At 52.0% G+C, this 26146-nt stretch carries 24 protein-coding genes and 1 tRNA gene; 11 read left to right on the plus strand and 14 right to left on the minus strand.

Going from position 1 to position 26146, the window contains the following annotated elements:
• Positions 1 to 31 precede the first annotated feature (31 nt).
• Entirely contained in the window at positions 32 to 763 is a 732-nt protein-coding gene (locus MWU63_RS04460) for an RNA polymerase sigma factor (RefSeq protein ID WP_246531639.1), read from the plus strand.
• Complete coding sequence (locus MWU63_RS04465) at positions 760 to 1488, plus strand: hypothetical protein (protein ID WP_247077076.1); 729 nt, start codon at positions 760 to 762, stop codon at positions 1486 to 1488. The genes MWU63_RS04460 and MWU63_RS04465 overlap by 4 nt, the downstream gene beginning before the upstream one ends.
• A 12-nt stretch (positions 1489 to 1500) precedes the next feature.
• Here MWU63_RS04465 and MWU63_RS04470 read toward each other — a convergent pair whose 3' ends face one another.
• A complete protein-coding gene (locus MWU63_RS04470; protein WP_247077077.1) occupies positions 1501 to 2208 on the minus strand; it encodes a cytochrome c family protein in 708 nt (235 codons plus the stop codon).
• 58 nt (positions 2209 to 2266) lie between these two features.
• Positions 2267 to 3562, minus strand: coding sequence for a sulfite oxidase (locus MWU63_RS04475; protein WP_348646213.1), 1296 nt, complete (start codon positions 3560 to 3562; stop codon positions 2267 to 2269).
• Positions 3563 to 4324: 762 nt separating this feature from the next.
• Between MWU63_RS04475 and MWU63_RS04480 the strand changes: the two genes are divergently transcribed.
• The 3 genes from MWU63_RS04480 (at position 4325) to MWU63_RS04490 (ending at position 6864) form a co-directional block, all read left to right on the plus strand.
• Positions 4325 to 4401, plus strand: a tRNA-Arg gene (locus MWU63_RS04480).
• Between the two features lie 163 nt (positions 4402 to 4564).
• Positions 4565 to 5731: an acyl-CoA dehydrogenase family protein gene (locus MWU63_RS04485; protein ID WP_213888180.1), complete on the plus strand. Its 1167-nt coding sequence runs from the start codon at positions 4565 to 4567 to the stop codon at positions 5729 to 5731.
• Positions 5731 to 6864 (plus strand): CaiB/BaiF CoA-transferase family protein, encoded by a 1134-nt coding sequence (locus tag MWU63_RS04490; RefSeq protein ID WP_247077079.1) that lies wholly within the window; start codon positions 5731 to 5733, stop codon positions 6862 to 6864. Before MWU63_RS04485 ends, MWU63_RS04490 begins: the two co-directional genes overlap by 1 nt.
• 58 nt (positions 6865 to 6922) lie before the next feature.
• Here MWU63_RS04490 and MWU63_RS04495 read toward each other — a convergent pair whose 3' ends face one another.
• The 4 genes from MWU63_RS04495 to MWU63_RS04510 form a co-directional block, all read right to left on the minus strand.
• On the minus strand, positions 6923 to 7882 hold the full coding sequence (locus MWU63_RS04495; RefSeq protein ID WP_213888182.1) for a hypothetical protein: 960 nt from the start codon (positions 7880 to 7882) through the stop codon (positions 6923 to 6925).
• A 131-nt stretch (positions 7883 to 8013) separates the two neighbouring features.
• Positions 8014 to 8274: a hypothetical protein gene (locus tag MWU63_RS04500; protein ID WP_247077081.1), complete on the minus strand. Its 261-nt coding sequence runs from the start codon at positions 8272 to 8274 to the stop codon at positions 8014 to 8016.
• Positions 8275 to 8359: 85 nt separating this feature from the next.
• A complete protein-coding gene (locus MWU63_RS04505; RefSeq protein ID WP_213888184.1) occupies positions 8360 to 10171 on the minus strand; it encodes a Na/Pi symporter in 1812 nt (603 codons plus the stop codon).
• Positions 10172 to 10189: 18 nt separating this feature from the next.
• The gene (locus MWU63_RS04510) at positions 10190 to 11761 is read right to left on the minus strand and encodes an inorganic phosphate transporter (protein WP_213888185.1); all 1572 of its coding nucleotides are present in this window, start codon (positions 11759 to 11761) and stop codon (positions 10190 to 10192) included.
• Between the two features lie 404 nt (positions 11762 to 12165).
• Here MWU63_RS04510 and MWU63_RS04515 point away from each other — a divergent pair, with 404 nt between their 5' ends.
• A complete protein-coding gene (locus MWU63_RS04515) occupies positions 12166 to 14862 on the plus strand; it encodes an HAD-IC family P-type ATPase (protein ID WP_247077083.1) in 2697 nt (898 codons plus the stop codon).
• A 35-nt stretch (positions 14863 to 14897) separates the two neighbouring features.
• Here the strand turns inward: MWU63_RS04515 and ugpC are convergent, their stop codons facing one another.
• From ugpC to MWU63_RS04545, 6 genes are all read right to left on the minus strand, one after another.
• The gene (ugpC, locus tag MWU63_RS04520) at positions 14898 to 15914 is read right to left on the minus strand and encodes a sn-glycerol-3-phosphate ABC transporter ATP-binding protein UgpC (RefSeq protein WP_213888187.1); all 1017 of its coding nucleotides are present in this window, start codon (positions 15912 to 15914) and stop codon (positions 14898 to 14900) included.
• Between the two features lie 3 nt (positions 15915 to 15917).
• Complete coding sequence (gene ugpE / locus MWU63_RS04525) at positions 15918 to 16754, minus strand: sn-glycerol-3-phosphate ABC transporter permease UgpE (protein ID WP_213888451.1); 837 nt, start codon at positions 16752 to 16754, stop codon at positions 15918 to 15920.
• 23 nt (positions 16755 to 16777) lie between these two features.
• On the minus strand, positions 16778 to 17659 hold the full coding sequence (ugpA, locus tag MWU63_RS04530) for a sn-glycerol-3-phosphate ABC transporter permease UgpA (protein WP_213888188.1): 882 nt from the start codon (positions 17657 to 17659) through the stop codon (positions 16778 to 16780).
• A gap of 47 nt (positions 17660 to 17706) precedes the next feature.
• Positions 17707 to 19017: a sn-glycerol-3-phosphate ABC transporter substrate-binding protein UgpB gene (gene ugpB, locus MWU63_RS04535; protein ID WP_213888189.1), complete on the minus strand. Its 1311-nt coding sequence runs from the start codon at positions 19015 to 19017 to the stop codon at positions 17707 to 17709.
• A 250-nt stretch (positions 19018 to 19267) separates the two neighbouring features.
• Entirely contained in the window at positions 19268 to 19948 is a 681-nt protein-coding gene (locus MWU63_RS04540; protein WP_213888190.1) for a cupin domain-containing protein, read from the minus strand.
• Between the two features lie 21 nt (positions 19949 to 19969).
• Positions 19970 to 20737: a glucose 1-dehydrogenase gene (locus tag MWU63_RS04545; RefSeq protein WP_213888191.1), complete on the minus strand. Its 768-nt coding sequence runs from the start codon at positions 20735 to 20737 to the stop codon at positions 19970 to 19972.
• Between the two features lie 96 nt (positions 20738 to 20833).
• On the opposite strand from MWU63_RS04545, the gene MWU63_RS04550 reads away from it, so the two are divergent.
• Positions 20834 to 21352 carry a TetR/AcrR family transcriptional regulator gene (locus MWU63_RS04550; RefSeq protein ID WP_213888192.1) on the plus strand — a complete coding sequence of 173 codons (519 nt, stop codon included), beginning with the start codon at positions 20834 to 20836 and terminating at the stop codon, positions 21350 to 21352.
• 17 nt (positions 21353 to 21369) lie between these two features.
• On the opposite strand, the gene MWU63_RS04555 is transcribed toward MWU63_RS04550, so the two are convergent.
• Positions 21370 to 21930 (minus strand): TetR/AcrR family transcriptional regulator, encoded by a 561-nt coding sequence (locus MWU63_RS04555; protein ID WP_213888193.1) that lies wholly within the window; start codon positions 21928 to 21930, stop codon positions 21370 to 21372.
• 451 nt (positions 21931 to 22381) lie between these two features.
• Between MWU63_RS04555 and MWU63_RS04560 the strand changes: the two genes are divergently transcribed.
• The 4 genes from MWU63_RS04560 (at position 22382) to MWU63_RS04575 (ending at position 25190) form a co-directional block, all read left to right on the plus strand.
• Complete coding sequence (locus tag MWU63_RS04560) at positions 22382 to 22846, plus strand: nuclear transport factor 2 family protein (RefSeq protein WP_213888194.1); 465 nt, start codon at positions 22382 to 22384, stop codon at positions 22844 to 22846.
• Between the two features lie 185 nt (positions 22847 to 23031).
• On the plus strand, positions 23032 to 23463 hold the full coding sequence (locus tag MWU63_RS04565) for a MarR family winged helix-turn-helix transcriptional regulator (RefSeq protein ID WP_247077085.1): 432 nt from the start codon (positions 23032 to 23034) through the stop codon (positions 23461 to 23463).
• A gap of 81 nt (positions 23464 to 23544) precedes the next feature.
• The gene (locus MWU63_RS04570; RefSeq protein ID WP_247077086.1) at positions 23545 to 24642 is read left to right on the plus strand and encodes an alpha/beta hydrolase; all 1098 of its coding nucleotides are present in this window, start codon (positions 23545 to 23547) and stop codon (positions 24640 to 24642) included.
• On the plus strand, positions 24642 to 25190 hold the full coding sequence (locus tag MWU63_RS04575; protein ID WP_247077088.1) for a hypothetical protein: 549 nt from the start codon (positions 24642 to 24644) through the stop codon (positions 25188 to 25190). Before MWU63_RS04570 ends, MWU63_RS04575 begins: the two co-directional genes overlap by 1 nt.
• Here MWU63_RS04575 and MWU63_RS04580 read toward each other — a convergent pair.
• Positions 25169 to 26140, minus strand: a complete 972-nt coding sequence (locus MWU63_RS04580) for a C45 family peptidase (protein ID WP_213888198.1) — start codon at positions 26138 to 26140, stop codon at positions 25169 to 25171. The genes MWU63_RS04575 and MWU63_RS04580 overlap by 22 nt on opposite strands.
• Positions 26141 to 26146: the final 6 nt, after the last annotated feature.

Consider the following 26146-nt stretch of genomic DNA (forward strand, 5'->3'; position numbering starts at 1 on the left):
TTCTCTCCTTTGACGTTTGAAGCGAGCCAGCATGGCGGTCGCTGTCGGCGCCAAGACTGCCTACATCGGGCCAGGATCACCTTGGGAGAACGGTTGTTCCAAACCTGCATGTGTCACCGCGCTGTTAGTGCACAGCCCAATGCAGACCTTTGAAAAAAGCGAGATAAGAGCAGTCTTCTTGCGATCCGGACGCATGGTTTCTTCCGGAACCTTTGACCACAGAGTTCTCTTGGGGCAGTATCTAAATATGGGTTCATTGACTCAACTCGAGATTTTGCTGCCGGAATTATGCGCTTACGCACGCTATATCAGTTCGCATTCGAGCGATGCCGAGGATCTTGTCCAAGATGCAATCGAACGCACTCTCCGTGCAGATAGTCGCCCCGCTAAACTTCGGGATCTGCGGCCATGGATGTTTCGTGTCATCCGCAATCTTCATCTGGATGAATTGCGCCGCCGCAGGGTCCGGATGGAATATCAGAGCCGCGAGAAACGTTTCTCTAATGATATATGCGGTTCAACGGATGTGTCGCGGGATGTTCTAATCCGGATCGCATTCGAAAAATTGCCCCCGGAAAAACGTGAAATTCTTTTTCTGGTGGATATTAGCGGATTGACATATGCGGAAGCCGCAGAAGTAATCGGGGTCGCCCACGGCACGGTGATGAGCAGGGTCAGCCGAGCACGGAGTGCGCTGCGCAAAGTTGTTGGCGGATTCCGGGATGCGGAGAAAACTGTGGTTGATAAGGCGACTGAGAAATGAGTTTAAGCGATCACGATTGGCAGCTTTTGAATGCCCTCCACGACGGCGAACTTGACATGCCGGCAGTCCGTGCTTTGCAAGCGCGTTTGCGCGAGGAACCTGCATTGCAGGCTGCACTTGCAGATCTGCGCGAGATCTCGACCGCATTGAAGCCGCTTCGATCGGGAAACCCTGCGAAGAATGCCCTCCCTGTCAAGCAGGGGCATTGGCGTGTTGGTGCTCTGGCCGCCGTGCTTGCGATCATGGCTTTCGGGTTGGGTTTCACTCTGCTTGGCCAGGGCAAAGCGGAACAATCACCGCTCGACTGGCATCAAAGCTTCCTCGATCGTCAGTATTCGGTAGAACAGACTACGCACAAAATCCGCACCGTCGCTCAGTGGGTCGGACACCAGCCTGACCTTTCTTCTGCCAATCTCACCTTTGTTGATGTTGCAACGTCGCCTACAGGCGAGATCTACTTCCATTATAGCGGTGTAAATGGCTGCCGGCTTACGGTTGGCGCACATTCCAAAACACCAGATTTACAAATCATATCCAGCGAAATGCATGTCCATGTCTGGTCGTCCGGTGCGGCCCACTATTCAATGCTAGCGCAAGGAATGGACGCCGGAAAATTCGCAGCAATCTTACTGCTGCTCGAAGAATATACCCGCGAAGGAACAGAATCCGAGGAAATGATGGCCGTGGTCCGTTCTGCGACGCAAACCGCACTGCCCTGCGCCTGAGTAGTGCGCCCTTTAGGGGCGTGGAAAATTGGGCCGGTCAGTGTTGTAATGCTCGGCGAGGTAGTCGAGGATCGTGTTCCTGTCTGCTTCGGCAAGCTCCCCCATTCCCTGCTCCTCGACCATCCATTCCAGAAGTTCGTCCCAACCTTCGCGGGTTTTGCCCTGCTGGGCGACGATCATTTCGGAATGGCAGGCGGTGCAGGTGTAGAATGTCTCTTCCACCCCCTCTGCGATCACGAGCTGACCAAAATCCTCTGCCGGAACATCGGTTTCCCCTTCCGCTGCGTCGACACCCGCTTCACTGAACAGTCGTGGCTCATTGCTCATAGTGTTGAGAAAGGCGATAATGTTTGCTCTCTCGGCAATATCGGACAATCCGCGATAGCTCATGCGCGTTCCCAGTATCGCTTTGCGCGGGTTTTCAAGGAAGGCCGCTAAACGGTCCAACGACCATTCCCCACCAAAGTCGCGCAGAGCCGAGGAATAACGGAAACCTTCGGATGTCGCGACCGACCGGCCCAGAACACCGTAGAGGTTTGGTCCGACTCTATTTCTGCCGCCCTGATCGACCGTATGACAGCCCTTGCATTGCCTGAACAGGCGTTCGCCCACAGCCGGGTCTGCATTTGCTATCACTTCGGAAATTTCCTGACCTACGCTTGGAAATGCATAAACACCAAGGCACAAGGCCAGACCTGTTCCGATCGCCGTGATGCGCATCTTAAGGTTCCTCTTTCCGGGAATGTGCGCGGCGGTGAGAAACACCGCCGCCGATAAACTAGCTTACACGCAATCCAACCCGGTGCATGGTATTGTTGAGATAGCCCTTCGGGTTCCAGTTAATTGCAAAGGGCTGTGCTTCGCCCGCACTGTCGGTCGCGCGCGCCCAGACTTCGTAGTAACCAGCCTGTGGGAAGGTCACATTGGCCCGCCAGTTTTGCCATGCACCGCTGTTTACCGGTGCATCAAGGCTGGCGCTCTGCCAGGTCGCGCCGAAGTCAATCGAGATATCAAGGCTGTCAACCATGCGATCACCCGACCAGGCATGTCCGCGCACCTCGGTCTCTTTACCACTCTCGGCGCCATTTGCTGGGAAGGTGACCAGCGACTTCACTGGCATACGTTCTATGATCACGAAATCCTCTTTGGGAACATCGGTGCCCGGTGAGACCGGATAGGCCGGAACGCGATAAGCTTTTCCGGTCATCTTCGGCCCGTCATGGACCTGATCACGCAGCTCGATCCGGCGCAACCACTTCTGCGAACAAGAGCCCGGCCATCCCGGAACCACCAGCCGCAGTGGCGCGCCATTCATTGGATGCAGATCTTCTCCGTTCATGGCGAATGCGATCAGGATATTGTCGGTCATAGCTTTGGCAATCGGCATGCCGCGAGAAATCGGCAGTTTCCCTTCCTCTCCTGAAAGGTGGCTGTCTGCCCCGAAATGTGCCGTGTATACGACATTCGACTGAACACCAGCCTTGGCGAGCACGTCTTTCAACCGCACGCCGGTCCATTCGGAACAGGCCACAGCGCCAAGGGTCCACTGGTTTCCGCTTGCGGGCGGGTCAAAAAATGCCCGCCCGTTGCCGCCGCACTCAACGGTCAAAGCCATTGTAACGACTTCGAAATTGTCTTTCAGCGCAGCAATGCTCATCTCCATCGGATTGTCCACGAACCCATCAACGGTCAGTGTCCATCCTTCGGCACTCATGTCTTCCGGCGGCAGGCCATTGTTACGGATGAAGTGCCTGTTTGTTGGTGTGATTGCGTCATCGAGCAGCTCCGGCGGGGTTTCGGCATTGACCGGGCGATCATTGAGTAAGGTCAGACCATCTTTGCCCATAAGAACGTTTTCCTGCGCCATTGCGGCCGGAATGAAACCTTGAGGGATGTTACGATGGAACGGGATCACCATACCAACTGCGGCTGACATAGTTGCCAGTCCTGCACCACGCAAAAAACCTCGCCTGTCGTTGTTAACCGTGCACCCTTCTACAGCCATATCCGCTGTTTCGGGCTTCTCTGGGAATTGGGTGCGCTGGTTATTCTTGTTTTCGCCCTCAGTAGTCATTCCGAACTTCCTCCCTTGTTGCGGTGCAACATGTTGTCGCACCAACCTTCTTCACTAACGGGTAAGTCGCTGGGTTTATTCCTCATCTTTCAACAATATCTCCAAGGTCACTTTTGACTTAAGCAATCAACTAATATCGCGCCGTGCCGAAAGTCCGCTGTTTGCGCATAGAGACAGTCGGCTTCAGGAAACGAAAAAAGCCAGCTAAGGGTGCAGAGCGGTAGTTTGCTATGGCCTGTTCGAGCTACCCGATTGGGTCGATTGCTGACAATTGGAGTAACAAGTTCGCATTGTCAGCTCTGTGAAAGCACTGCCATGTGTTGAAACACGAAGTCTGCGAATACCCGTCGTTGGTTTCGTGTGCAGAGATTGTCGACTTTGGAAATCACAGAAGGTGTCGACACAATACAAAAGGTATGGGTGCAAGAGGCAGATAAACGGTTCCTTCATTTCTATCAAAGCAGTGCTGACGAAGTGCCAGACATTTATGGTTTATGAATCCTTTCGCACAAATTGTATTCCGGACCATCGCGCTTTTGAATGGGTGGCCATCCCCAAACTTTTCACCCCCGGCACGCCGCCACCACTCCCCGACAAGATTCAAACGTTCTGACCCCTCACCTCTGAACCCGGCACTTAGCCCGCTCCAATTCGGTGTTTTAACCCACGGCTTGCGAATTGATCGGCTTATGCATAACCTACATCAGTGAAGCCACAAACTGATTGCAGTGACGAAAACTTTGCCCTAAACCGCCCACCTAGGCACCCGTAGCTCAGCTGGATAGAGCGCTGCCCTCCGAAGGCAGAGGCCACTGGTTCGAATCCAGTCGGGTGCACCACCTTCTCCAACTCTAATGCAGCACTGTACAAAACCTTCGCATGTGTCTTGGGTTTTAGGTTGCGCAGTTTCAATTCCACGGCTGATATGGTTTAAACCAAGGAAATCGTGAACATATCTGGGCCGCTGTGTTCGAGTCCATCATCAGACGGGGTTGACGCATTATGCTCTTGAGTAACCGGCAGGACGAATTGCAGGAAATAGTAAGTTCAGTCACCAAACTTTGTAATACGTTTGGAGAGGACTATTGGCGCAGACTCGACAAAAAGGATGGATACCCAACTGAATTTGTAAACGCCCTGACGCAGGCCGGGTTCTTAACCGCACTCATCCCGGAGGAATACGGTGGTTCCGGGCTGGGCCTGCTTGAGGCTTGCACAATTCTGGAAACCGTTTCGCGCTGCGGCGCACATGCCGGCGCGTGCCATGCGCAGATGTACGTTATGGGTTCCGTACTTCGGCACGGTTCGGACGCACAGAAAGAAAAATGGCTTCCAAAGATTGCCAGCGGCGAGATACGTCTTCAAAGCTTTGGCGTGACAGAACCAACCTCTGGTACGGACACGACGTCTCTGCGCACACAGGCGAAGCGCGTAGATGAAGGCTGGTCGATAAATGGGCAAAAAGTCTGGATAAGTCGGGTTGAGCATTCCGATCTGATGGTGCTTTTGGCGCGTACGACTCCGCGTGACGAAGTCGCCCGGAAAACGGACGGGTTATCTGCGTTTCTTGTTGATCTGCGTGCAGCGCGAAGCAATGGTTTAGACGTCCGCCCGATAGACGCGATGATTAACCACCACGCGTGCGAATTGTTTTTCGACAATCTGATCATCCCGGCTGAGTGCCTGCTTGGGCAGGAAGGCGGCGGATGGCGTGTCATTCTGGACAGTATGAATGCCGAGCGTATCCTGATCGCAGCAGAATGTGTTGGCGACGCCAGATATTTCATCGATAAATCAACTGCCTATGCAAAAGACCGCGTTGTGTTTGACCGCCCGATAGGTGCGAACCAGGGTGTCGCATTTCCGATCGCGCGAAACTACGCTGAAACCGAAGCGGCCGCGCTGATGGTTGAGCGTGCAGCACTTTTGTATGATGCAGGCAAGCCCTGCGGGGCCGAGGCAAACATGGCCAAGATGCTGGCGTCCGAGGTAAGCTGGCGCGCGGGTGACACCGCCATGCAAACGCACGGGGGATACGCTTTTTCCCGAGAATACCACATTGAGCGAAAATTCAGGGAAACGCGGCTTTATCAGATCGCGCCAATTTCGACCAATCTGATCCTCAGTTTTCTGGCAGAGAAAGTGCTCGGCCTTCCGAGGAGCTTTTGATGCGCCCGCTCGATGGTCTTCTTGTTGTTTCAATTGAACAGGCGGTCGCAGCCCCGCTTTGCACGGCGCGATTGGTTGATGCCGGCGCCAGAGTTATCAAAATTGAACGTGACGTGGGTGATTTTGCCCGTGGTTACGACACCGCCGCCAAAGGCGACAGTTCTTATTTTCTCTGGACCAACCAGGGAAAAGAATCTGTCGTGCTCGACTTCAAAGACCCGGAAGATCATGCGCTGATCCTTTCGATGATCGCTAAGGCCGATGTTTTTGTCCAAAACCTTGCGCCAGGCGCCTTAGCACGTGCGGGTTTGGATTCTGAAACTTTACGCTTAAGGAATAAACGCCTGATTACTTGCGATATTTCCGGCTATGGGGATTCTCTGGAAATGCAGGGCATGAAAGCCTATGATCTTCTCGTGCAGGGTGAGACCGGCCTCGTTTCAGTTTCGGGTGGACCAAATGAATTAGGCCGGATCGGCGTTTCCGTATGCGATATTGGCGCAGGAATGACCGCGCACGCTGGTATTCTTGAAGCGCTTATAAAACGGGGGGTCACCGGGGAAGGCTCTGGTGTAAAACTGTCGTTGTTCGATGTTGCCGCAGAATGGATGACCGTGCCGTTGATCCACGCCGAATATGGTGCGGGGGCGCCAACACGTCAGGGGCTTCAACACCCCTCAATTGCGCCCTATGGGGCTTATGAAACTCTTGAAAAGGCGAAGACGATCATTTCCATTCAGAATGAGCGCGAATGGCAAAGGTTCTGTGAGGTCGTGTTAAAGACACCCTCGCTAGGATCTGACCCACAGTTTTCAAACAACACAAAACGCGTTGAAAACCGGGGTGTGCTGGACCAAGAGATCAATCAGGTATTATCAGCAATGACTGCTGCAGAATTGCGCAATCTTCTTACAGAAGCGTCAATTGCCTTTGGTGCCCTTAACACCGTCGAAGACCTGATGGCTCATAAAGCGCTGCGCCGACGCCATGTGCCAAACTCAATGGGCGAAACAGTTTCGATCCCTGCCCCACCGATCCAGTTTGCACGTGAATCAGAAGAGGCGAATGCAATGGCCGTTCCGACCCTTGGAAACTCTACCGCCGCAATTCGAAAAGAATTTTCCAAGAATTGACGTGTTGGGCTCTGTTCAAGAAGCAGGTTTTTAAAGTTACTGCTTTTCGAAAATACCTTCAGGCTGTTGCCGCTCCAGTGTTTTCCGCCAACTCGCCCGTTACCCAAGACATGGTCGAGCGATAAACGACATATAGAATCAATGGCGTTCCGACTATCAGACCTGCGTAAATTCCAACAAGACCCAAAAGCCCCATACCTTTGCCAACGGCCAGCACCTGAACTTGTAAAAAGATCGCTATGGGGAAGGTGAAAGCTGCCCAGACCGGGCTCCACCCACCCGCGACCATCCACGGCGTGATGAGGAGCAGGCCGAACGCCACGCATTCAACGATCCAGAAAAACAGCTGAAACGCCCAGTCAATTCCGAGTGAACCAAAACAAAGAGCAAACAGACAATTCGGCGCGAGAAAAATCGCCAGCGACGGGCGTAAGCGAACCGGCGGCAGGGTTCTTAGCATTCGCAGAGCGTAGCCAACCGTTATGATAGAGAATGGCACGAGTGCTGCCAGCGCCAGCAGAATACTCTCAGTCACATAGCCAAGCGGTATTCCAGCAACTGGCCCAACAACTGGTCCAACAAAGGTAAGGTACTGAAATGTTGTAAACTCTCTGATCTCAGGCGGATCGCACCAGATCGCATAGCATCCAATCGCGCTCGCTCCGATTTGCATGATAACCCCGGCCCACCAAATATAGGGGGCCGATATTCCAAAGGGTAGAAGCGCCGCTGCAAGCAGCATCATCGCCATGGCCGCCGCCGCCACCCCTGCCCGCGCTGGTGGGCTCTTCATATCTTCCAGCAGTACTCTGGGTCGCGTTGCAAACTTTCGAAGAAAAAAGGCTAGAAAATAAAGATAGTAGGCGCAGCTTAGCCCAAGCAGAATATCACCGATTTCATGCGCAATGGGCAGTACATCGGACGCGTTACGCCAACCAAGCCCGAGCCCCATGAAACCCAGACAAACAGGGAAAATCGCAGGGGGCGTTCTTCGCCATAAGGGGTCTTCTTTAATCATCTTGCACTTTCGAATGCCGACTATCCGGGCCTACCAGAAACAGTGTTCTGAACAGATAACAATCGAATTTCAATATGTGCAATCGGCTGCGATGTCTCAGCAACGCCAAGACATCTCAGGAAACTGGCCGATCATTTTACAGGGGGTGTAATTTTATCCAACAATAATTCGGCCCGTTTGATGTGCTCGCGTGCGATCAGCACCTTGCGCTTCAACCTGTCTTTCTTTGAATCTTTTTCGGTCGCTTCGATCTCTTGAACGAGCCCTTGCTCCTTTTTCTGAAGCTTAGAGATAACTTTCAGAACATGGCTGGGTTTAATCTTCTTTGCCTTCCCATCTTCCAGACGCGCGAAATATTCGTCGATCTTATTTGCATATTTTTCTAGGCCCATTTGTCGGTCACTCCCATTATCTTTGTGTTTCGCCCACCTTGCAGGCACCGCGCAACACTTTTGTAGCAAATCAAATTTCGCAGCGTTATTTTGCAACTGCGACGTCAGAAACAACTGCTTCAACTTCTTCTTCATCCAGCGTCAGAATACGCTCGACCTCTGCCATCGCACTGTCGGGCTGAATGTAATATGCACGCGCTGCACCAAGCAGATTACGCATGGCGCTGTAGGCGTATCCAGAATCATTCAGAAAAGACGTCGCTGCATCAGCGTCCATCTGACCTTCGCGGATCAGCTCTTCAACCACGCGCGTAGAATTGACCGAGTCACTTTCGACCTGTGCCGCTTCTTCGTCCAGCCAAAGTTGGCTTCTGTCTTCGGGTTCTGCGAGGTCAAGCCTTTGGATTTCCGCCAGAATACGCCCGATCTCTGTACGAAGCCCGTTATAAAGATCACTTGCCGCGCCTTTAGGCGTGGATGTATAAATCGTGGTATTTCGCCTCAGGTGTTTAACCGCTTTCACTGCCCGTACGATCTGACCGGCAACGTCGCGCAAAATATAAACCCGGTCCATTACGTCGTGTGGCAGGTTCTTGGAGCCCGCACGCGTCGAAAATTCAACGATCGCAGTATATAGGGTTTTGACCCTGTGTTCATATTTTTCATCAATGTCGAATTCGATCTGCGCACGGCTTTCCGCCACTGTTTTTGCGACGTCTTTGGTTGAAAAAAGATCGTGCCGATGAATGTTTAAACCGTGAGTGATTAGTTCAACGGCATTATCGTATAAGTGTTTCACCTCTTTCCTCAGAGCAATTTCAATCGTTTGTGGAAATTCATCAACAGCCTCGGAAAGATACTTTGGTTTACTCAGATCCAAAGCCGGCTCTTTGATGACGCGTTCCAGAAATCTGATCAGAGCCCGTAGTGTTGGCAGCATCAAAACAACGCCGAGCACATTGAAAATAGTGTGGAACACGGCAAGTTTTAGCGCAAAATCAGTATCTGAAATGCCGACATTCGCACTTACCCAGTCAACAGCATCCCGCAACGGGCTGATAAAAATCAAGGCAACGCCTGCGGTTAAAAGGTTGAAGATCAGATGTGCCAATGCCAGCCGCTTGCCCTGAAAATTTGCGGTTAGCGATCCGATGATAGCAGTAATCGTGGTGCCGATGTTTGCCCCGATTGCAAGTGCAAGCGCGTTTTCATATGAGATTTGACCGGCCGCCAGTGCGGTAATGATCAGAACCATAGTTGCGTGGCTTGATTGCATGACAACAGTCGCTGTCATTCCGACAGCCGTATAGACAACCAAACCCAGCAAGCCTGTCAGCGCAAAACGGGTAAGATCAAATTGGTCCTTGAAGGTTTCAAACCCTTCTTTCATGTGGTGAATGCCCAGAAAGAGAAACCCCAACCCCGCTAACGCAAAGCCTGCGCCACGCAGGTATTTTGATTTCTGAAAGACCAGTATAATACTGACCGCCAGCATTGGCATCGCATAGGCCGATATTTTAACCTTCAGACCAAATCCAGCTATAAGCCATGCACCCGTCGTCGTGCCTATGTTGGCACCAAATATGATACCAACCCCCGCCAGCAGACTGATAAGCCCCGCACTCAGAAACGAAATCGTAATTACCGATACCAGCGAGCTGGACTGCATAAAGGTTGTAGACACAATTCCAAAGGCTAGCGATCTCGGAACCGAACTGGTCGCTCGTTCAAGGATGTTTTCAAGAAAGCCACCACCGAACAGCTTGAAGCCGTCTTCCAGCATCAGCATGCCAAACAAAAAGATCGCAACACCCGCAGCGATCTGCTGGAAATCGGGGCTAAACCAGAACCCGATAACCAGAACACCAATTGCGACAGGAAGACTATATTTTTTCATGTGCTAAACCCCTGCAGCCTATGGCAACATCATTCCACGCAATGCGAAGTAGAACAATGCCGCTAGAACCGCAGACACCGGAAGGGTAATGATCCAAGCCGACGCGATTTTCAGCAACGACTTTCGGCTGACCAACTGTCGTTTCAAAGCCTTTTGCAATTCTTTGCGTTGCGCGGCTGAAATCACCGCTTCAGGACCCATTTTTTTCAGTTTTTCCAACAATTGTTGCTTGTCTTCCACAGGAGCATTCTGGAAATCCCTGAGCACGGCTTCGGCTTGCACGAAATCCGGCTGACCTTCATGAAGCGCCAGCACGTCTTCAACGACCTTCCCAAGCCGCTGGTCAAGGAATTCACGCAGGAAACCAACACCAAAAACACCACCCAGTGCGACATGTGTCGAACTGATAGGCATACCCAACTGGCTGGCGACAATCACCGTGATGGCTGCTGAAAGCGCGATGCAGAATGCGCGGGATCTATCCAGCTCTGTTATTTCAGAGCCAACCGTGCGGATCAGTTTTGGGCCGAACAGCGCCAGCCCCACCGAGATACCAAGTGCTCCGATGATCATCACCCAAAGCGGAATGGCAACTTTTCCGCCGCCGTCTCCGGCGCTCAGAACATCGACAATGCCCGCCAATGGCCCGACAGCATTTGCGACGTCATTCGCACCGTGCGCAAAGCTTAGCAGCGCGGCTGCAAAAATTAAGGGGATTGTGAACAATCGATTCACGCCATCCCTGTCGGCAGAAAGTCTTGGCGAAGCTTTCCTGATCATGGGACGCACGATAAGATAAGCGATCACGGCAACGATTACTCCCGCCGCGACAGCGGAAGGGAAAGAGACTTTGACAAGATGCTTGATACCTTTGAGCGCAATGTAAGTCGTAAAGGCCCAAGCCATGATCGCAATCATAACCGGTACAACCTTTTGTGCATGGTCCACCGGGTTCTTTTTGAAAAAGACGAGTTTTTTCAACGCGTACAAAAACCCAGCAGCGACGACCCCCCCGGTGACCGGCGATATGACCCAACTCAGGACGATATTGCTGACTGATCCCCAGTTAATGATATCCCAACCCGCTGCAGCGATTGAAGCTCCCATAACACCGCCAACAATCGAATGCGTTGTCGAAACCGGAGCTCCAAGCCATGTGGCGGCGTTTAACCAAATCGCCGCCCCCATAAGCGCGCCCATCATGACCCATACGTAAACATCCGTATTGGCAAGGTTCGCCGGGTCAATGATGCCGTTTTTAACTGTTTTAACGACGTCCCCGCCAGCAACGATGGCACCTAAAGCTTCAAATATGGCCGCGATCATAATAGCGCCCGTCAAAGTCAGGGCAAAGGAACCAACTGCCGGGCCAACGTTATTGGCGACGTCATTCGCACCAATATTCATCGCCATATACGCCCCGATCACCGCCGCAGCGACGAGCAGGTAAGACTGCTCAACATGCGCAAACTTTGAACCAGTGTAAATCATGACACCGACAACAAAAATTATTGCCGTGCCAAGACGACCAACCTCAGATCGGCTGATATTGGTTGCTTTCTCAATCTTTAGATAATCTTTAATTTGCATACTTCCCCCATTCAGGCTCAGTTTGGTCAGACACTGCGTTTACGCGCCAAACCATGTCCAAGCAGAGCTGGACATCTCAGCCCGTCCCGTCTTTTGTTTGTTTCGTTAAATGACTTGCAGAAATGCTAGCACCGAATTCAAAAACACAACATGAGCCAGATCAAGAAAAACCCTGGCAAGAACAACAATGTTGGCTATGACAAAAGTCATAATTCGCCGCAACGTTTCCGCCTGTCTGCGATACGTTAACATTAGAAATTATTAGTTTATCTTAAACCAATTTTGTGTGCTTCGAACTTGATCGAGCACAAAGTTCTTCTTCGGATTAGTTGTTACAAAGAGAGCTTATAAAATGAAAATACGCGCCGTCACAGGGTCTGTATTCAAGATGAATGGAGTTCGACTTGCTGAAAGATATTCCGCTTCAAAGCCGTCCAATCAACGAAGTCAAGGATGGGCTTAGGACATCTGACGACGGGCTTAGCACTGCCGAAGCCCAGGCTCGGCTAGCGCAATATGGGCGCAACGAACTTCAGGTTGGCAAATCCACACCTGAGATCGTCAAGTTCCTGTGGCAATTCAAAAATTTCTTCGCGCTTTTATTGCTCGCGGGCGGCGGGCTCGCGTTGACAGCCGAACGGCTCGATCCTGGACAGGGTAATCTTTACATCGCAATCGCGCTTATTGCTGTCGTGTTTTTAAACGCGACCTTTACCTACCTCCAAGAACATCAAAGCGAAAAAATAATGGACAGCTTCAAAAAAATGATGCCGTCCATTGTTACAACAATGCGCGATGGAGCCCCGTGCGAGCTGCCTGGTGCTGAATTGGTTCCGGGTGATGTGATTGTCCTGCATGAAGGCGACAAGGTGCCAGCCGACGGTCGTTTGCTGTCAGCAAGCCATTTCAAGGTAGATCTGTCCAGCCTGACAGGCGAAAGCGAACCGCAACTGCTAGACCCTGCCAAAAGCCATGAAAGTATCATGGAAAGCCCGAACATGGTGTTTTCCGGAACGCTGGTACAAAGCGGCGAAGGCCGTGTTGTTATTTGTGAAACGGGTATGACAACGCAGATCGGCAGCATTGTGGAACTGACCAAGGCGACCGATGCCGCTGAAACACCAATTCACCGTGAAATTAAACACTTCATCAAGATGATCAGCGCAATCGCAATCTTTCTGGGGGTGACCTTCTTTGCCGTCAGTGTCGCGATTGGCAATGGGGCAATCGCCAGCCTGATTTTTGCGATCGGCATTATAGTTGCGAATGTCCCGGAAGGGTTGTTGCCCACCGTGACGCTTTCTTTGACAATGGCCAGTCGACGCATGGCGCGTAAGAATGCCTTGATCAAAAACCTCGAAAGCGTTGAGACGCTTGGCAGTACCACCGTTATCTGTACTGACAAGACGGGAACGCTGACTCAGAACAGGCTTGGCGTGAACACGGTCGTTCTGGGTAGGCAAAGCTACAGGGTGGACGACCCGGCGCTAACTGCTGACCCCATTTCGAAACCGCTTTTGCGAACCATGGCAATTTGCAACAACGCCTACCTTACGGACGTCGGGTATTCAGGCGATGCTACTGATGGTGCCCTTTTGCTTTTTGCTAACGATAAAGCAGATGTACGATCGCTTATTGATGTAAATGAAATCTCTGAAGAACCTTTCAGCTCTGTCTCCAAACGCATGATCAGTATTGTAAGCGACAAGCAAAGTGATGCGACAACAGCCTATCTGAAGGGCGCCCCCGAAGTCGTGCTCGACATGTGCGACAGGGTTATGATCAATGGTGAAATCCTTGAACTTACCCCTTCGCGGCGTAGCCATGTCATTGATGACTATCGCACGCTGGCTGGTCGTGGTGAACGTGGTCTCGCCTTTGCATCACGCCTATCGGACGGCTCTGCGGTTCCGGAAGACGGGTACATCTTTATCGGGCTCGTTGGCATGATTGACCCGCCACGCCCCGAAGTGCCCGTCGCACTAGAACGCTGCCGCTCTGCTGGTATCCGCGTCGTTATGCTGACAGGAGATTATGGTCTGACGGCCGAAACCATTGGTCGGCAAATTGGGCTGTTCACAGGCATCGGGCGTGTTGTTCAGGGAGACGAGCTTAGCGCGATGAGCGACAGTGCTTTGCAAAACGTTCTGAAAACTGAACCTGAAATCATTTTTGCCCGTATTGCCCCTGCCCAGAAGCTGCAGGTGGTTCAGGCTTTGCAGGCCCTCGGTGAAACCGTGACCGTCACTGGTGACGGGGTAAATGACGCCCCTGCCCTTAAAAACGCCGACATGGGTGTTGCGATGGGCCTGATGGGAACGGACGTCGCCAAGGAAGCCAGCAACATGGTTCTGATGGACGATAATTTCGCCACCATCGTCAGTGCAATTGAAGAAGGTCGCACGATCTTTGACAACATCAAGAAATTCGTCGCCTACATCCTGACCAGCAACATCCCGGAAATCCTGCCGTTCATCGCTTTTGTATTGCTCGACATTCCGCTGCCGCTGACGGTGATCCTAATCCTGGGTATCGACCTTGGTACTGACATCGTCCCTGCGCTTGGTCTTGGCGCGGAACCGCCGGAAACCGATGTTATGAAACGCGGGCCACGCAAACGTTCGGAACGGCTTCTGACCCGAAACCTCTTGATCATGAGCTACGGGGTTGTCGGTATGATTCAGGCCGCGGCCGGGTTCTTCAGCTACTTTGTCATTCTATATGCCGGTGGCTGGGAATGGGGGCAAGATCTGGCAAACAGTGATCCGCTCTATCGTACCGCGATCACTGGTTTCTTTGCCTCTATCATTATCTGTCAGGTCTCAGACGTTCTGATTTGCCGGACACGGCGGCAAAGCATTTTTACGGTTGGCTGGTTCAGCAACAGGCTCGTCTGGCTTGGGATCGGGACAGAGCTTTTGCTACTTGCGCTGATCGCTTATGTTCCTGCCTTCAACGTATTCTTCGGAACCGCGCCGCTTGAAGCGTGGCATCTGATGCTAAGCGTGCCCTTTGCCATTTTGATCCTGATCGGGGACGAGTTGCGCCGCTACATGATCCGTCGCGACAATGCTTTCGTTCAGCGCTGGTTAATGTGGTAAATCGCAAGCCACCCCGGCTTAACAAGTTGCAAAAGCTATGGGGTGGCGATACGTCGGCCGTCCGCGCCGAAATGCATTTGGTCGCTGCTGTTCCAGAGAACGCCACAAGCATGGCCTTCCTCTGGCGCAGGCTCCATTCCGTTTTGGCGTACAGTAAAGGCTGCGTCTGAGGAAAGCCTCAGATGCACCAGCGTTTCAGAACCAAGCGCTTCGCTGTAGCTGACTTGCCCCTCTACAAGGCCGTGGTCCGGAGTTGTCAGCGTGGCATGTTCTGGCCGTACGCCCACGGTTGTCCCCGCAGGTGCGCCCGACACAAGGGCCGCTGGCAAGAAATTCGTCGCAGGAGACCCGATGAATCCAGCGACAAACTCCGTTTGCGGGTTTGCATAAACTTCAAGCGGCGCGCCAATCTGATCCGCGATACCTCCGTTCATCACAATCATCCGGTCCGCAAGCGTCATCGCCTCGACCTGATCATGCGTGACGTAAAGCGAGGTCACACCAAGTGAACGTTGCAATTGCTTGATCTCCAACCGCATCTGGACACGTAGTTTTGCATCAAGATTTGACAGGGGTTCATCAAACAAAAACACATCTGGCTTTCGCACAATCGCCCGACCCATAGCGACCCTCTGGCGTTGGCCGCCGGACAATTCGCGCGGTTTGCGCATCAGGTACTCTTCAAGCTGCAACAGTTTCGCGGCACTTTGAACCCGCTCTGCGATCTCTGCCTTTGGGGTTTTTGCAATTTTCAGCCCATAGGCCATGTTATCAAAGACCTTCATATGCGGATAAAGCGCGTAGTTCTGAAATACCATCGCGATGTTCCGGTCCATTGGCTCCATCTCATTCACGCCGGCGCCGTTAATCTGCACTTCGCCGCTTGTGACCGTCTCAAGGCCCGCGACCATACGCAAAAGCGTGGACTTCCCACATCCAGATGGGCCAACAATCACGATGAATTCCCCATCAGAAATATCGATATCGACGCCATGAATAACATCGGTCTTGCCGAAGCTTTTCTTGAGGTTGCTGAGTTTGACTGTTGCCATTGGTTACTTCTCGCTGTCCACAAGCCCGCGGATAAATAGTTTCTGCATTGAAATCACGACAATAATTGGCGGTAGCATCGCCAGAATGGATGTCGCCATGATGACCGGCCAATCGGCGATATCATCGCCAGACGGGAACATCTGCTTGATACCCATAACGATGGTGTTCATTGAAGGGTCAGTCGTGATCAGCAGCGGCCAGAGGTATTGGTTCCAGCCATAGATAAAGAGGATGACAAAAAGGGCCGCAATATTTGTGCGGCTCATTGGCAAAAGGATATCCCAAAAAAACCGCATGGGACGTGCGCCATCAACCCGCGCGGCCTCGGCCAGTTCGTCCGGTACCGTCATGAAAAATTGCCGGAACAGGAAAGTTGCTGTGGCAGACGCGATCAGCGGAAAGATCAGCCCTGAATAGCTGTTGAGCATGCCAAAGCCGGCAACAACTTCGTAGGTCGGCACAATGCGCACTTCAACGGGTAGCATCAGCGTCAGGAAAATCAGCCAGAAGAACACTTTGCGCCCCGGAAAGCGGAAATAAACAATCGCAAAGGCAGACAGCAGCGAGATCAGAATTTTACCAAGCGCAATCCCCATCGCCATGACGAAGGAATTCAGAAGCATCTTCGCGACCGGCGCATTCACACCGGAAACCAGCGCATCACGGTAATTGTTGAAAAACTGGTCGCCGGGCCAAAGTGGCATTGGCGGGTGCACGATTTCTGGCTGTGTCACGGTCGAGGCGACAAAAGCCAGCCAAATCGGAAAAAAGATAATCAGAACACCTATGATCAACCCAAGATGGGTGAACCAATGGCCCACGCCCCGTTTCTGCACCATGCCATGTTGTTCACGCCCCGCCATCAGTAATGCACCCTGCGTTCGATGAACTTGAACTGTATGACTGTAAGCAGACCGACCACGACCAGCAAAATAACCGACTGCGCAGCAGAAGAGCCGAGGTCCTGCCCGACAAAACCATCGGCGAACACCTTGTAGACTAGAATGGTCGTCGCCTGCTGCGGCCCGCCAGAGGTGATAGTGTGGATCACACCAAAGGTTTCAAAGAACGCATAGACGATGTTTACGACCAGCAGAAAAAACGTTGTCGGCGACAAGAGCGGGAAAACGATTGTGCGAAACCGCGTCCAGAACCGCGCGCCGTCAATTGCCGCAGCTTCGATCACCGATTTCGGGATCGCCTGAAGCCCCGCAAGGAAGAAAAGAAAGTTGTAACTCACCCTGCCCCAGGACGATGCGGCGACAACAAGACCCATGGCCTCAGCCTCGTTCAGGACATGGTTCCAGTCATATCCCAATATACCCAGATACCATGAAACCACGCCAACCCGCGTGTTGAACATGAAAAGCCAGAGCACCCCCGCCACCGCAGGTGCAACGGCATAGGGCCAGATCAGCAACGTTCTGTAAACGCCAGAGCCTTTGATCAGCCGATCTGCAAGAACCGCAAGAAACAGCGCCATCCCAAGCGAGGCAACCGTCACGAGAATTGAAAAAACCGCCGTCGTTGTGAAAGCCGCACGATAGTAGGGATCACCCAGCAGAAATTCAAAGTTTCCAAGACCAACAAACTGGGATTTAAGCCCAAACGGGTCCGGAATAAATAGCGACTGCCAGACCGCCTGCCCCGCCGGGTAAAAGAAAAACACAGCTGTAACGATCACCTGCGGAAGCAGAAGACATATTGGCAACAGCCAGCCTTTAAAGGTGACGCGTTTTTCCATACCAAGCAATCAGTGTGGCCCCAAATTCTGGGGCCACACCTAATTCACTATTGGTTCGCTTGCTCAAAGCGGCGCAACAGAACATTGCCACGTTCTACCGCGCTATCCAGAGCGGCTTGCGCTGTTTTATCGCCAGCCCAGACTGCCTCGAGTTCTTCGTCGATGATCCCGCGGATCTGGTCAAAAGACCCTAGGCGCAGACCTTTAGAGTTCGGGGTTGGCGCATTTGCAGTCATCTGCATACCCGCAATCTCGGTTCCCGGGTTTTCATCATAAAACCCTTCGGCCTTGGTCTGTTCAGCAGCGGCTATCGTGATGGGAAGATACCCGGTGTTCTGATGCCATTTCGACTGAATGTCAGAGGTCGACAGAAAGCTCAGGAATTCAGAAACGCCTTTGTATTCTTCTGACTCGTGGCCGGACAGAACCCAAAGCGAAGACCCACCGATGATCGTGTTTTGCGGTGCGCCGTCGACGCCATCCCAATACGGCAACGGACGAATTTCAAAGTCAAATTGCGCCTCAGCTTTCACACCGGCATAACCGGCTGAGGATTCGGTGAAAAGTGCGCATTCCCCGGCGCGGAAGTTTGCACCACCTTCATTGCGGCGACCCGCATAGATAAACCGGCCATCTGCCGCCCAATCGCCCATCATCTGAACATGCTGAACCTGAACCGGGCCGTTGAAGGCCAATTCGGTATCCAGCCCTGCGAAACCGTTGTCTTTTGTTGCAAACGGCACGTTATGATAGGCTGACATGTTTTCGAGATGCACCCAGCTTTGCCAGGCTGTTGTTAGCGGGCATGTGCTTCCGCCCTCTTTCAAAGCGGTAAGTGCCGCATCAACATTCTGCCATGTTGAAAGGTCCGTGTCCGGGTCAAGCCCCGCATCTGCAAAAGCGTTGCGGTTAACGTAAAGGACCGGCGTAGAAGAGTTGTAGGGCAGCGAAAGCATGTCGCCTTCGGTTGTGGTGTAATACCCTTTTACGGCCCCCATGTAGCCGTCAGAATCAAACGCGGCCCCGCCTTCGGCCATTACCTCGTAAACAGGTTTGATAGCACCGCCAGCAGCCATCATCGTTGCTGTGCCAACCTCGAACACCATCAGAATATGGGGCTGTTCACCCGCGCGAAATGCGGCAATTCCCGCGTTTAGCGTTTCAGAGTAGTTTCCCTTGTGAGAGGCAACAATTGTGTAATCATCCTGGCTTGTGTTAAATTGTTCAACCTGCTCGGCAAGCAAATCCCCCAAACGGCCCGTGAAAGCATGCCACCACTGTATTTCCGTTTGCGCGTAGGCCGTGCTTGTAAAAGCGATGGTCGACGCAAGCGCGAGACTAAGTGACTTAAATTTCATTGTATCCTCCCAGAACAACTATTTATTTTTTTTAAACGAACAGCTTAGGCTCATTTAGCTAGAATTGGCAAGCTTACACAAAGAAAATCACAACCTTAGGTTTTGTCCTTACCGGTTCAGAAATGGCGGCAGAAGCCGCCACACCATTGTTTTGCAATCGCCAAATCCGACCCGCCCAGTCTTGCATTGGAAAACCGGACTTTGCCACAGAGAGCCGTAGCGAATGAAGATCAACTTTTAGTGATAATCCTTAACTTGCAATCTCGGCTTTGCTCAGTTCCGCCAGATGACCCGTTTTAACGTAGATAAGGCAACCCTCTTCTGAATAGGGATGATGCTGCGACATATGTGGGCTGCGAAGCCATGTGCCAGCCGGATAATCGCCATGTTCATCCTGAAAAGTACCTTCCAGTACAAGGATCTCTTCCCCGCCCCAATGCGTGTGTGGCACAAACTTTGTTCCCGGTGCCCAACGAACGAGGGCGGCAGATTCAGTTCCATGCTGATGCAGCGGAAGAACGGTCAGCCCATCAACGCTCCCTTGCGAAAAGGTTGCGTTTTTTGTGTCTATCGAGAATTGCCGCTGATCATCCTCTGCGAATTGCTGCAGTTTCACAAATATTGTGCAGCCCTCTTTGCTGTGCGGCGTATGGCGCGTTCCGATAGGATTGCGCACATATGTGCCTGCGGGATAGTCGCCGCTTTCGTCAGAAAAGACGCCATCCAGAACAACAAACTCTTCTCCGCCCGTGTGTTCATGTTCTGAAAACTGCGAGTCAGGGGCGAAGCGAACAATCGTTGTTGCGCGCGCAACTTCGCCCCCGATCCGGTCAAGCATCATTCGGTCAACGCCATTTTTCGGCGAATTAACCCATTCTCTGTCGTCCGGGCGGATGACGACGCGTTCTGAAAAATCTGCGTTAACGTACATGATGATGATCCTTTTCGTCTATTATTGCCGTCCGGCGGTAACGCCGCCGTCTACAGATAGTACCTGCCCTGTGATCCACGATGCCTTGTCTGAGGCAAGAAACAGCAGTGAATCAGCGATATCGCCGGGTTGACCATTTCGTCCCAGTGGATGAAATGCATTAAAGGTTGGCAGTGTTTGTTCCACCTCTTCCCTTGTCAGGAAGGTGTTGTAAACTGGAGTTTCAACAACCGCGGGCGCAACTGCGTTGATCCGGATGTTATCACTGGCGAGTTCGATCGCAAGGTTTCGCACCATCGCATGAACGCCGGCATTCGCTGCGGAGTAAGCGGCAGATGGTGTTGCGCCAATTGCCTGGATGGCCCAAAGCGAACCCGTTTGCACGATTGCGCCACCGCCGCGTTTTTTCATGGCTTTGGCAGCGGCCTGCGCTGTGAAAAACTTTCCTTTCAGGATGGTATCAAGGAACCAGTCGTATTCGTCTTCTTCCAGTTCAAGAAAGGGTTTCGGGCGGAACACACCCGCATTGTTGAAAAGGACATCAACTCCGCCAAAGCGGCTAGTTGCTATCTCAACCAGTTCCGCTGACGTTGCTGGCTTTGCAATATCGCCCGCAACCGTCGCAATGTTTTGCCCTGTTGGGTCAATCTCTTTTGCCGCTGTTTCAAGCTTGGCCTGATCGCGGCCATTCACAACAACCTTGCCGCCTTCGGCAACAAACCGTTTTGCGACTTCTTTGCCTATGCCTGATCCGCCACCCGTTACGATTGCGATTTTTTCTTTGAACATTAGAATCACCTACCTATCAGTTGATAGCTGACATATAGCTTGCAATTTCAGTTTCGCAAGAGCTATCTATCAGTTGATAGGTTTTAGGTATAGAAAATGACTGAACGCGTAGATGCCATTCTGGATGCAGCAGAAAACAGGATACGAAGAGCCGGTTACAACGGCTTTAGTTTTCGTGAAATCGCAACCGATGTCGGGATCAAAAGTGCAAGCGTACACTACCATTTCCCTACCAAAGCGGATCTCGCCGCTGCAGTTGCTAAACGCTACCGCGAGCGGTTTGAAGAAGCAGTTGCAAAAAACGAAGCTGCTGGTGCGGGACGTGTGGAAACCTGGAAAACGCTGTTTCGGGACTCTCTGGCAGAAGATAACCGCATGTGTTTGTGCGGCATACTGGCAGCCGAAAAAGAAGGTGTTCCCGAGGTTGTCGCAGACGAGGCCCGGCAGTTTTTCGAGATGGGTGTAAGCTCTATCGCCGAAGTGTCCAAAGATAATGCTGAAAATTCGTTAGCCTACGGTCTGAACATCCTAGCAACGCTTGAGGGTGCAATGCTTTTGGCGCAGTCAATGGGCGACAACACACTGTTCGACCTAGCAACCGCAAATCTGAAATAAGACAGCTTGGCACACATCTACAGGTGAATGTCCAAAAGTGATGCAGCAGCGCGTTTCGCGTCATGCGCTGCATTTTTATTGACCCCCATCATCGCCAAAACGATAGACCCCTCTTTCAGAACCATAAGCTGACGCGCCAATCCTTCCGGGTCTTTCATTTTCGCCCGTTTGGCCACGCCGGTGAAATAGTCATAGAGCATGCGCTTGTGTTCTGCGGCCTGTGCGTAAATCGGATGGCTGCTTTCCTGAAACTCGGCACTTGCCTTGATAAACATACATCCACGAAAAGCGGGGAGTTGAAACCATTCATCCATCGCGTCAAACAACGCGAGAAGCTGGCCCTGAGGCGTATCAGATATTTCCTCAATTCGCCGATATAGCCAATTTCGAAAATTCTCGTCCCTCAGCCGCAACACAGCAAGCATCAGTTCATCTTTGTTGCGAAAGTGTTTGTACATGGAGGTCTTGGAAACGCCCGTCTCCCTTACCAGCATATCCATTCCGGTCGCATGGAATCCATTGCGATAAAACACGTCCAGAGCCTTGCGAACCAGTTCATCTCTTTTATTAGGGCGCATATTTTTTCCGAAATTATGTACTGATCTGCAAATAGTTAAACTACGCTAAAATAGCAAGAAGACGTGACAAATTAAGTAATTAACTGCCTTTTACCTTGAGTATTCGATTCCTAAATCTCTCAAATCAAGAATTTTTTTGTTGACTAAGTTTACCGATTGGTACACCTTGACCCGAAAGATGTACAGATCGGTAAACTAAAGAAATTGATACAGACTGGAGATTGATATGAAACGCCTGCTACCATTTCACGTTCCTATAGAGGTCATTATTCTGACAATTCTTTACGGCTACACACTGCAACTCGGGTCTTCGTAAGAATCGCCCCATGTCGGAACGGCAGCCCTGTTAAACGAAATGCTTTTGGCTGCTCCCCATTCTAATTTTATCGCCTGTTAGAAACTTGAAATATGTTGGTCAGTTTCGCTGACTGGATTAATCACGGGATACAAAATGACTCGCCCTCCTCTGCCCCCCTTCACAGATGAAACCGCACGCCTGAAGGTGCGCACTGCCGAAAACGCCTGGAACACCCGCAACCCTGACATCGTCACCCCCGCTTACACGGACGACAGCGTCTGGCGAAACCGCAATGAATTTGCGACCGGACACGCGGAAATCCATGCGTTGCTGACCCGCAAATGGACGCGCGAACACGAGTATCGTCTGGCCAAAGAACTCTGGACCTTCGCGGGCAACCGGATCGCGGTTCGGTTTGCCTATGAATGGCACGACGGTTCGGAAAACTGGTTTCGCGGGTATGGCAATGAAAACTGGGAATTCGCATCCGACGGCAGAATGGCCAGGCGCCATGCAAGCATCAACGACCTTGCGATAACGGAAGCAGACCGTCTGTTCCGCTGGCCTCTGGGCCAACGCCCCGACGACCACCCTGACCTGAGCGACCTGCTACTTTAGACGCGTTCAAGTATTACTTGCAAATTTAAGATGTTATGCTCCGCGGTTTCGCTGAAACTGCGGGAATGAATTCATGGCGGCCCGACGTTCGTCCGCAAAGTATTTGGCGTGAAAACGGGTACCGTTCCTTGACATCCGAACTTATAGGTGTATATACACTTGATCTTAGTTGTGTTGGTTAAAAAATGAAACTTGAGAAACATTCAAACTGTACATGCTTCAATCTGCGAAAAGCGACGCGGGTTATTACACAGTTGTACGATGAAGCGCTAAAGCCAAGCGGTATACGCTCTACTCAATTTACTTTGCTCTCCACCGTTCAAAGCAAAGGGCCAATTGGCATTGCAGAATTGGCCAAGCTGTTGGCAACCGACCGCACCACCCTAACACGGAATCTGAAACCGCTTTTAGACCGTGACCTTCTTAAAACCGTAAGTGGATCGGATGCGCGGCGGCGGCCTGTTGCCCTGACACCCAAAGGCGCAGAAACGCTACGCCAAGTTGTTCCACTTTGGGAGGCGGTGCAGGCTGAGGTTACGCATAAGTTTGGCCAACCCCGCTGGGAGAACATGATCCGCGACCTCAATCAGATCGTGTCTCAAATTCAGGAGGCATAATTTTTTAACATATTTTTACGTGTATATACACGTTAATCAACAAGAACTGCTCAGGCAAACTTAAAGCTCCGGAGACGACCAATGGAAACACCCCCAAATGCAAAATCCGCCGCAAACATAAACCCAGCTAAAACGATCCGCGCCAACGATTGGTTTAGCGCAGGAAAACGAGTGTTTTACGACACGAAGAACAAGAAATTCCTGCTAAATGGCGAAAACGGTGAAGCGAAAAAAATCGTTCAAATCCACACCCGCATCGACAAAGACGAAACACAAACTGACGGCTCTGTCTGGGCATCGTTTATGCCGGGTTGGCCGGATGGCTCCTACGGTTGGTCACGCGTCAACCAGCATTTGTCCGGACAAAACATCGGCCACAGGCTGTTCTTTGATTATGTCGGCCTGGGCGACTCTGACAAGCCAGAAGATTACCCCTACAGCACCATAGAACGCGCCGATATGATGGAAGCGTTGTGGAAAGCAAACGGAATCAAATCCACATTCATCTTCAGCTTTGATTACTCGTCGCTCGTCACGCTTGAACTTCTTTGCCGTCAGGAAGACCTCATTAAAGCGGGTATCGAACCTGAGACCCGGATCGAAGGTGTATTGCTGATGAATGGCGGTCTTTATGCAGATGGTCATTCGCATCCATGGTTCACAACGCCAATCCTGAAATCCTGGATGGGCGGCTTTGTCACCTCGCTCGCACAACGATCAAAAACCATCTTTGCCGAGCTTATGAAACCCTTGTGGTCAAAAGATTACAAAGTCACGGCCGAGGAAATAGAACAACTTTTCGATGCAATCGGGCGTCGCAAAGGCATCTACGCCATGAGCAAATCCGCCGATTTCGTGAGCTACCACAAAAAGAATGCCGAAAGAATGGATCTGAGCCGCCTCTACAGGAGTATGCGAGACGCCGTTTCATTCCATGTGGTCGGCAGCGAGCAAGACCCATTTGAAGGCCGGCAAGCGTATCTCGCTAAGGAACGGTTGGGCGCAGAGGGTCTTGACGTTCGGATTTTGCCAGGCGGCCATCTTACAACATCCGAACACCCCGACCTTATCGCCGATATCATCTTGGATGTTGGTCCAAGTAGTGAAAAATTCAAGACGGCAAAATCGGCCAGAGAAAAACCCCTGCGTGAAACAACGCGTAAGCTGAAAGTATCGTGATGCAAAAACAAACGAACAATACCTTCACGCAGGTTATCGCGGCGGCTTCGCCACCCTCGGTGTTCAAGGGTGTCCTTCTTCGTGCAGCGATCATCTCATTGATAATTGGTAGCATTCTTACGCTTGTGAACCAGTGGTTGGCGCTATTCGGAGAAGAACAAATTCAGTATCTTCCGCTCACTCTTGTTTATCTGACGCCATTCTTCGTAGTCGCCATTTCACAAGTAATCGCCATTCGAAAAGCGGTAAAGGATATGTTGAAAACTCAGAATTCTACCTTTCAGAAAGAACCGTTCATCCAGACGGCATTGCAACACGGCATTCCTGTACGCGCAGTGTCGCTTGGCCTGATCGTTGGCAGTCTAAACACGGTGATTGTAGCCACAGTTGTTCTTTCAAGCGGTGGCAGCGTCTCGGACTTGCCTGTAAAGCTCCTCGCGCAAAGTTATGCCTTGCCAGTTCTCTTTGGGTTGGTTTCGCAATCTATTTCATATCGACGTGCTGCCGCAGCCTTAAGCGCTGCGCATCAGGCAGCGCCCGGGATCTGAACACTCCGCCCACCTTCCTGAAAATCGTCAAGCGACAAAGGCCAAACGGTGCCCGGCCAGCGAATTTCCATCTGGCGTTTTCGCGGCCGGTAGACCGCCGTGTAAAGCGTTCCAAAACCCGCAGAAAACGCGATCGAATAGAGCGGTGGCTTCAAGAATGCCTTGATGAACTTTTCTTCCGGGTCTCGATGCAGTGTAAGGCGTTGCAGTAAGTAGCGTTCTCTTTCAACGGTCGCAGTAAACCGGGCGTGGCTGACCCATTCCACGGTTTCCTGGTGGTTTGTAGCAACCGCTGCGCGCGTCACCAACGCAGGCTTGTCGGGCGACATCATCACCGTAAGGTAACGTCGCTTCGCATCCAGAACGGTGACGTTATAGCTCATATGGGTCGGAAGCCGCTCTAGCGCTGCCCCCGCCTCTTCTGTGGTGGTGCAGGTTTGTAAAACATATCGCAGGATAAGCGGCACACCGAACCCTTCGCCCACGACACGACGGCCACCAAATGTGAGCGATAATGCAAGCCCTGCATCGTTCATCCCGTCAACCATACCCCAAAGCCCGTCGCTGGTGCCAAGCACGCGCCGACCTTGCCAGCTGGTGTGCAATATCAAACTGTCAAAGGCGGTCGGGCTATAGTCATAGTTGCGCACAAGAACCGGCTCTTTACCCGGCCAAATCGCCTGACTGCAGCCAGCCAGATAAGGTGGAGGACAGTAAAAGCTTAAGAATCGCGCGGCCTGATCGCCCCCGCCAGCAAGTTCACACAGCTGATCATAAAGCGGTACGATTTCCGGCATATGCTTGACCAGCGCGCGGCGGCTTTCGCCATAGCTTGGACGGGCGCTGTCGCCTTCCTTCAGCCACCAGCGTTTGTAATCAGGCCAGTATTCCTGAAACAGCCCGGCCCATTTTGGCCCGGGCTCTGCCTCGGATATTGCGCGCCACATCATTGGCTA

This window comes from Pseudohalocynthiibacter sp. F2068 (genome assembly GCF_023015645.1).
GTDB lineage: Bacteria > Pseudomonadota > Alphaproteobacteria > Rhodobacterales > Rhodobacteraceae > Pseudohalocynthiibacter > Pseudohalocynthiibacter aestuariivivens.

Excerpts from the sequence above, each read along its gene's own strand:
- MWU63_RS04575 (WP_247077088.1), top strand. The coding sequence starts at position 24,642 with ATGCAAAAACAAACGAACAATACCTTCACGCAGGTTATCGCGGCGGCT.
- ugpC (WP_213888187.1), bottom strand. The coding sequence starts at position 15,914 with ATGGCAACAGTCAAACTCAGCAACCTCAAGAAAAGCTTCGGCAAGACC.
- MWU63_RS04570 (WP_247077086.1), top strand. The coding sequence starts at position 23,545 with ATGGAAACACCCCCAAATGCAAAATCCGCCGCAAACATAAACCCAGCT.
- MWU63_RS04465 (WP_247077076.1), top strand. The coding sequence starts at position 760 with ATGAGTTTAAGCGATCACGATTGGCAGCTTTTGAATGCCCTCCACGAC.
- ugpB (WP_213888189.1), bottom strand. The coding sequence starts at position 19,017 with ATGAAATTTAAGTCACTTAGTCTCGCGCTTGCGTCGACCATCGCTTTT.
- MWU63_RS04510 (WP_213888185.1), bottom strand. The coding sequence starts at position 11,761 with ATGCAAATTAAAGATTATCTAAAGATTGAGAAAGCAACCAATATCAGC.
- ugpE (WP_213888451.1), bottom strand. The coding sequence starts at position 16,754 with ATGGTGCAGAAACGGGGCGTGGGCCATTGGTTCACCCATCTTGGGTTG.
- MWU63_RS04560 (WP_213888194.1), top strand. The coding sequence starts at position 22,382 with ATGACTCGCCCTCCTCTGCCCCCCTTCACAGATGAAACCGCACGCCTG.
- MWU63_RS04475 (WP_348646213.1), bottom strand. The coding sequence starts at position 3,562 with ATGACTACTGAGGGCGAAAACAAGAATAACCAGCGCACCCAATTCCCA.
- MWU63_RS04580 (WP_213888198.1), bottom strand. The coding sequence starts at position 26,140 with ATGATGTGGCGCGCAATATCCGAGGCAGAGCCCGGGCCAAAATGGGCC.
- MWU63_RS04540 (WP_213888190.1), bottom strand. The coding sequence starts at position 19,948 with ATGTACGTTAACGCAGATTTTTCAGAACGCGTCGTCATCCGCCCGGAC.
- MWU63_RS04500 (WP_247077081.1), bottom strand. The coding sequence starts at position 8,274 with ATGGGCCTAGAAAAATATGCAAATAAGATCGACGAATATTTCGCGCGT.
- MWU63_RS04545 (WP_213888191.1), bottom strand. The coding sequence starts at position 20,737 with ATGTTCAAAGAAAAAATCGCAATCGTAACGGGTGGCGGATCAGGCATA.
- MWU63_RS04495 (WP_213888182.1), bottom strand. The coding sequence starts at position 7,882 with ATGATTAAAGAAGACCCCTTATGGCGAAGAACGCCCCCTGCGATTTTC.
- MWU63_RS04490 (WP_247077079.1), top strand. The coding sequence starts at position 5,731 with ATGCGCCCGCTCGATGGTCTTCTTGTTGTTTCAATTGAACAGGCGGTC.
- MWU63_RS04550 (WP_213888192.1), top strand. The coding sequence starts at position 20,834 with ATGACTGAACGCGTAGATGCCATTCTGGATGCAGCAGAAAACAGGATA.
- MWU63_RS04485 (WP_213888180.1), top strand. The coding sequence starts at position 4,565 with ATGCTCTTGAGTAACCGGCAGGACGAATTGCAGGAAATAGTAAGTTCA.
- MWU63_RS04505 (WP_213888184.1), bottom strand. The coding sequence starts at position 10,171 with ATGAAAAAATATAGTCTTCCTGTCGCAATTGGTGTTCTGGTTATCGGG.
- ugpA (WP_213888188.1), bottom strand. The coding sequence starts at position 17,659 with ATGGAAAAACGCGTCACCTTTAAAGGCTGGCTGTTGCCAATATGTCTT.
- MWU63_RS04460 (WP_246531639.1), top strand. The coding sequence starts at position 32 with ATGGCGGTCGCTGTCGGCGCCAAGACTGCCTACATCGGGCCAGGATCA.
- MWU63_RS04555 (WP_213888193.1), bottom strand. The coding sequence starts at position 21,930 with ATGCGCCCTAATAAAAGAGATGAACTGGTTCGCAAGGCTCTGGACGTG.
- MWU63_RS04470 (WP_247077077.1), bottom strand. The coding sequence starts at position 2,208 with ATGCGCATCACGGCGATCGGAACAGGTCTGGCCTTGTGCCTTGGTGTT.
- MWU63_RS04565 (WP_247077085.1), top strand. The coding sequence starts at position 23,032 with ATGAAACTTGAGAAACATTCAAACTGTACATGCTTCAATCTGCGAAAA.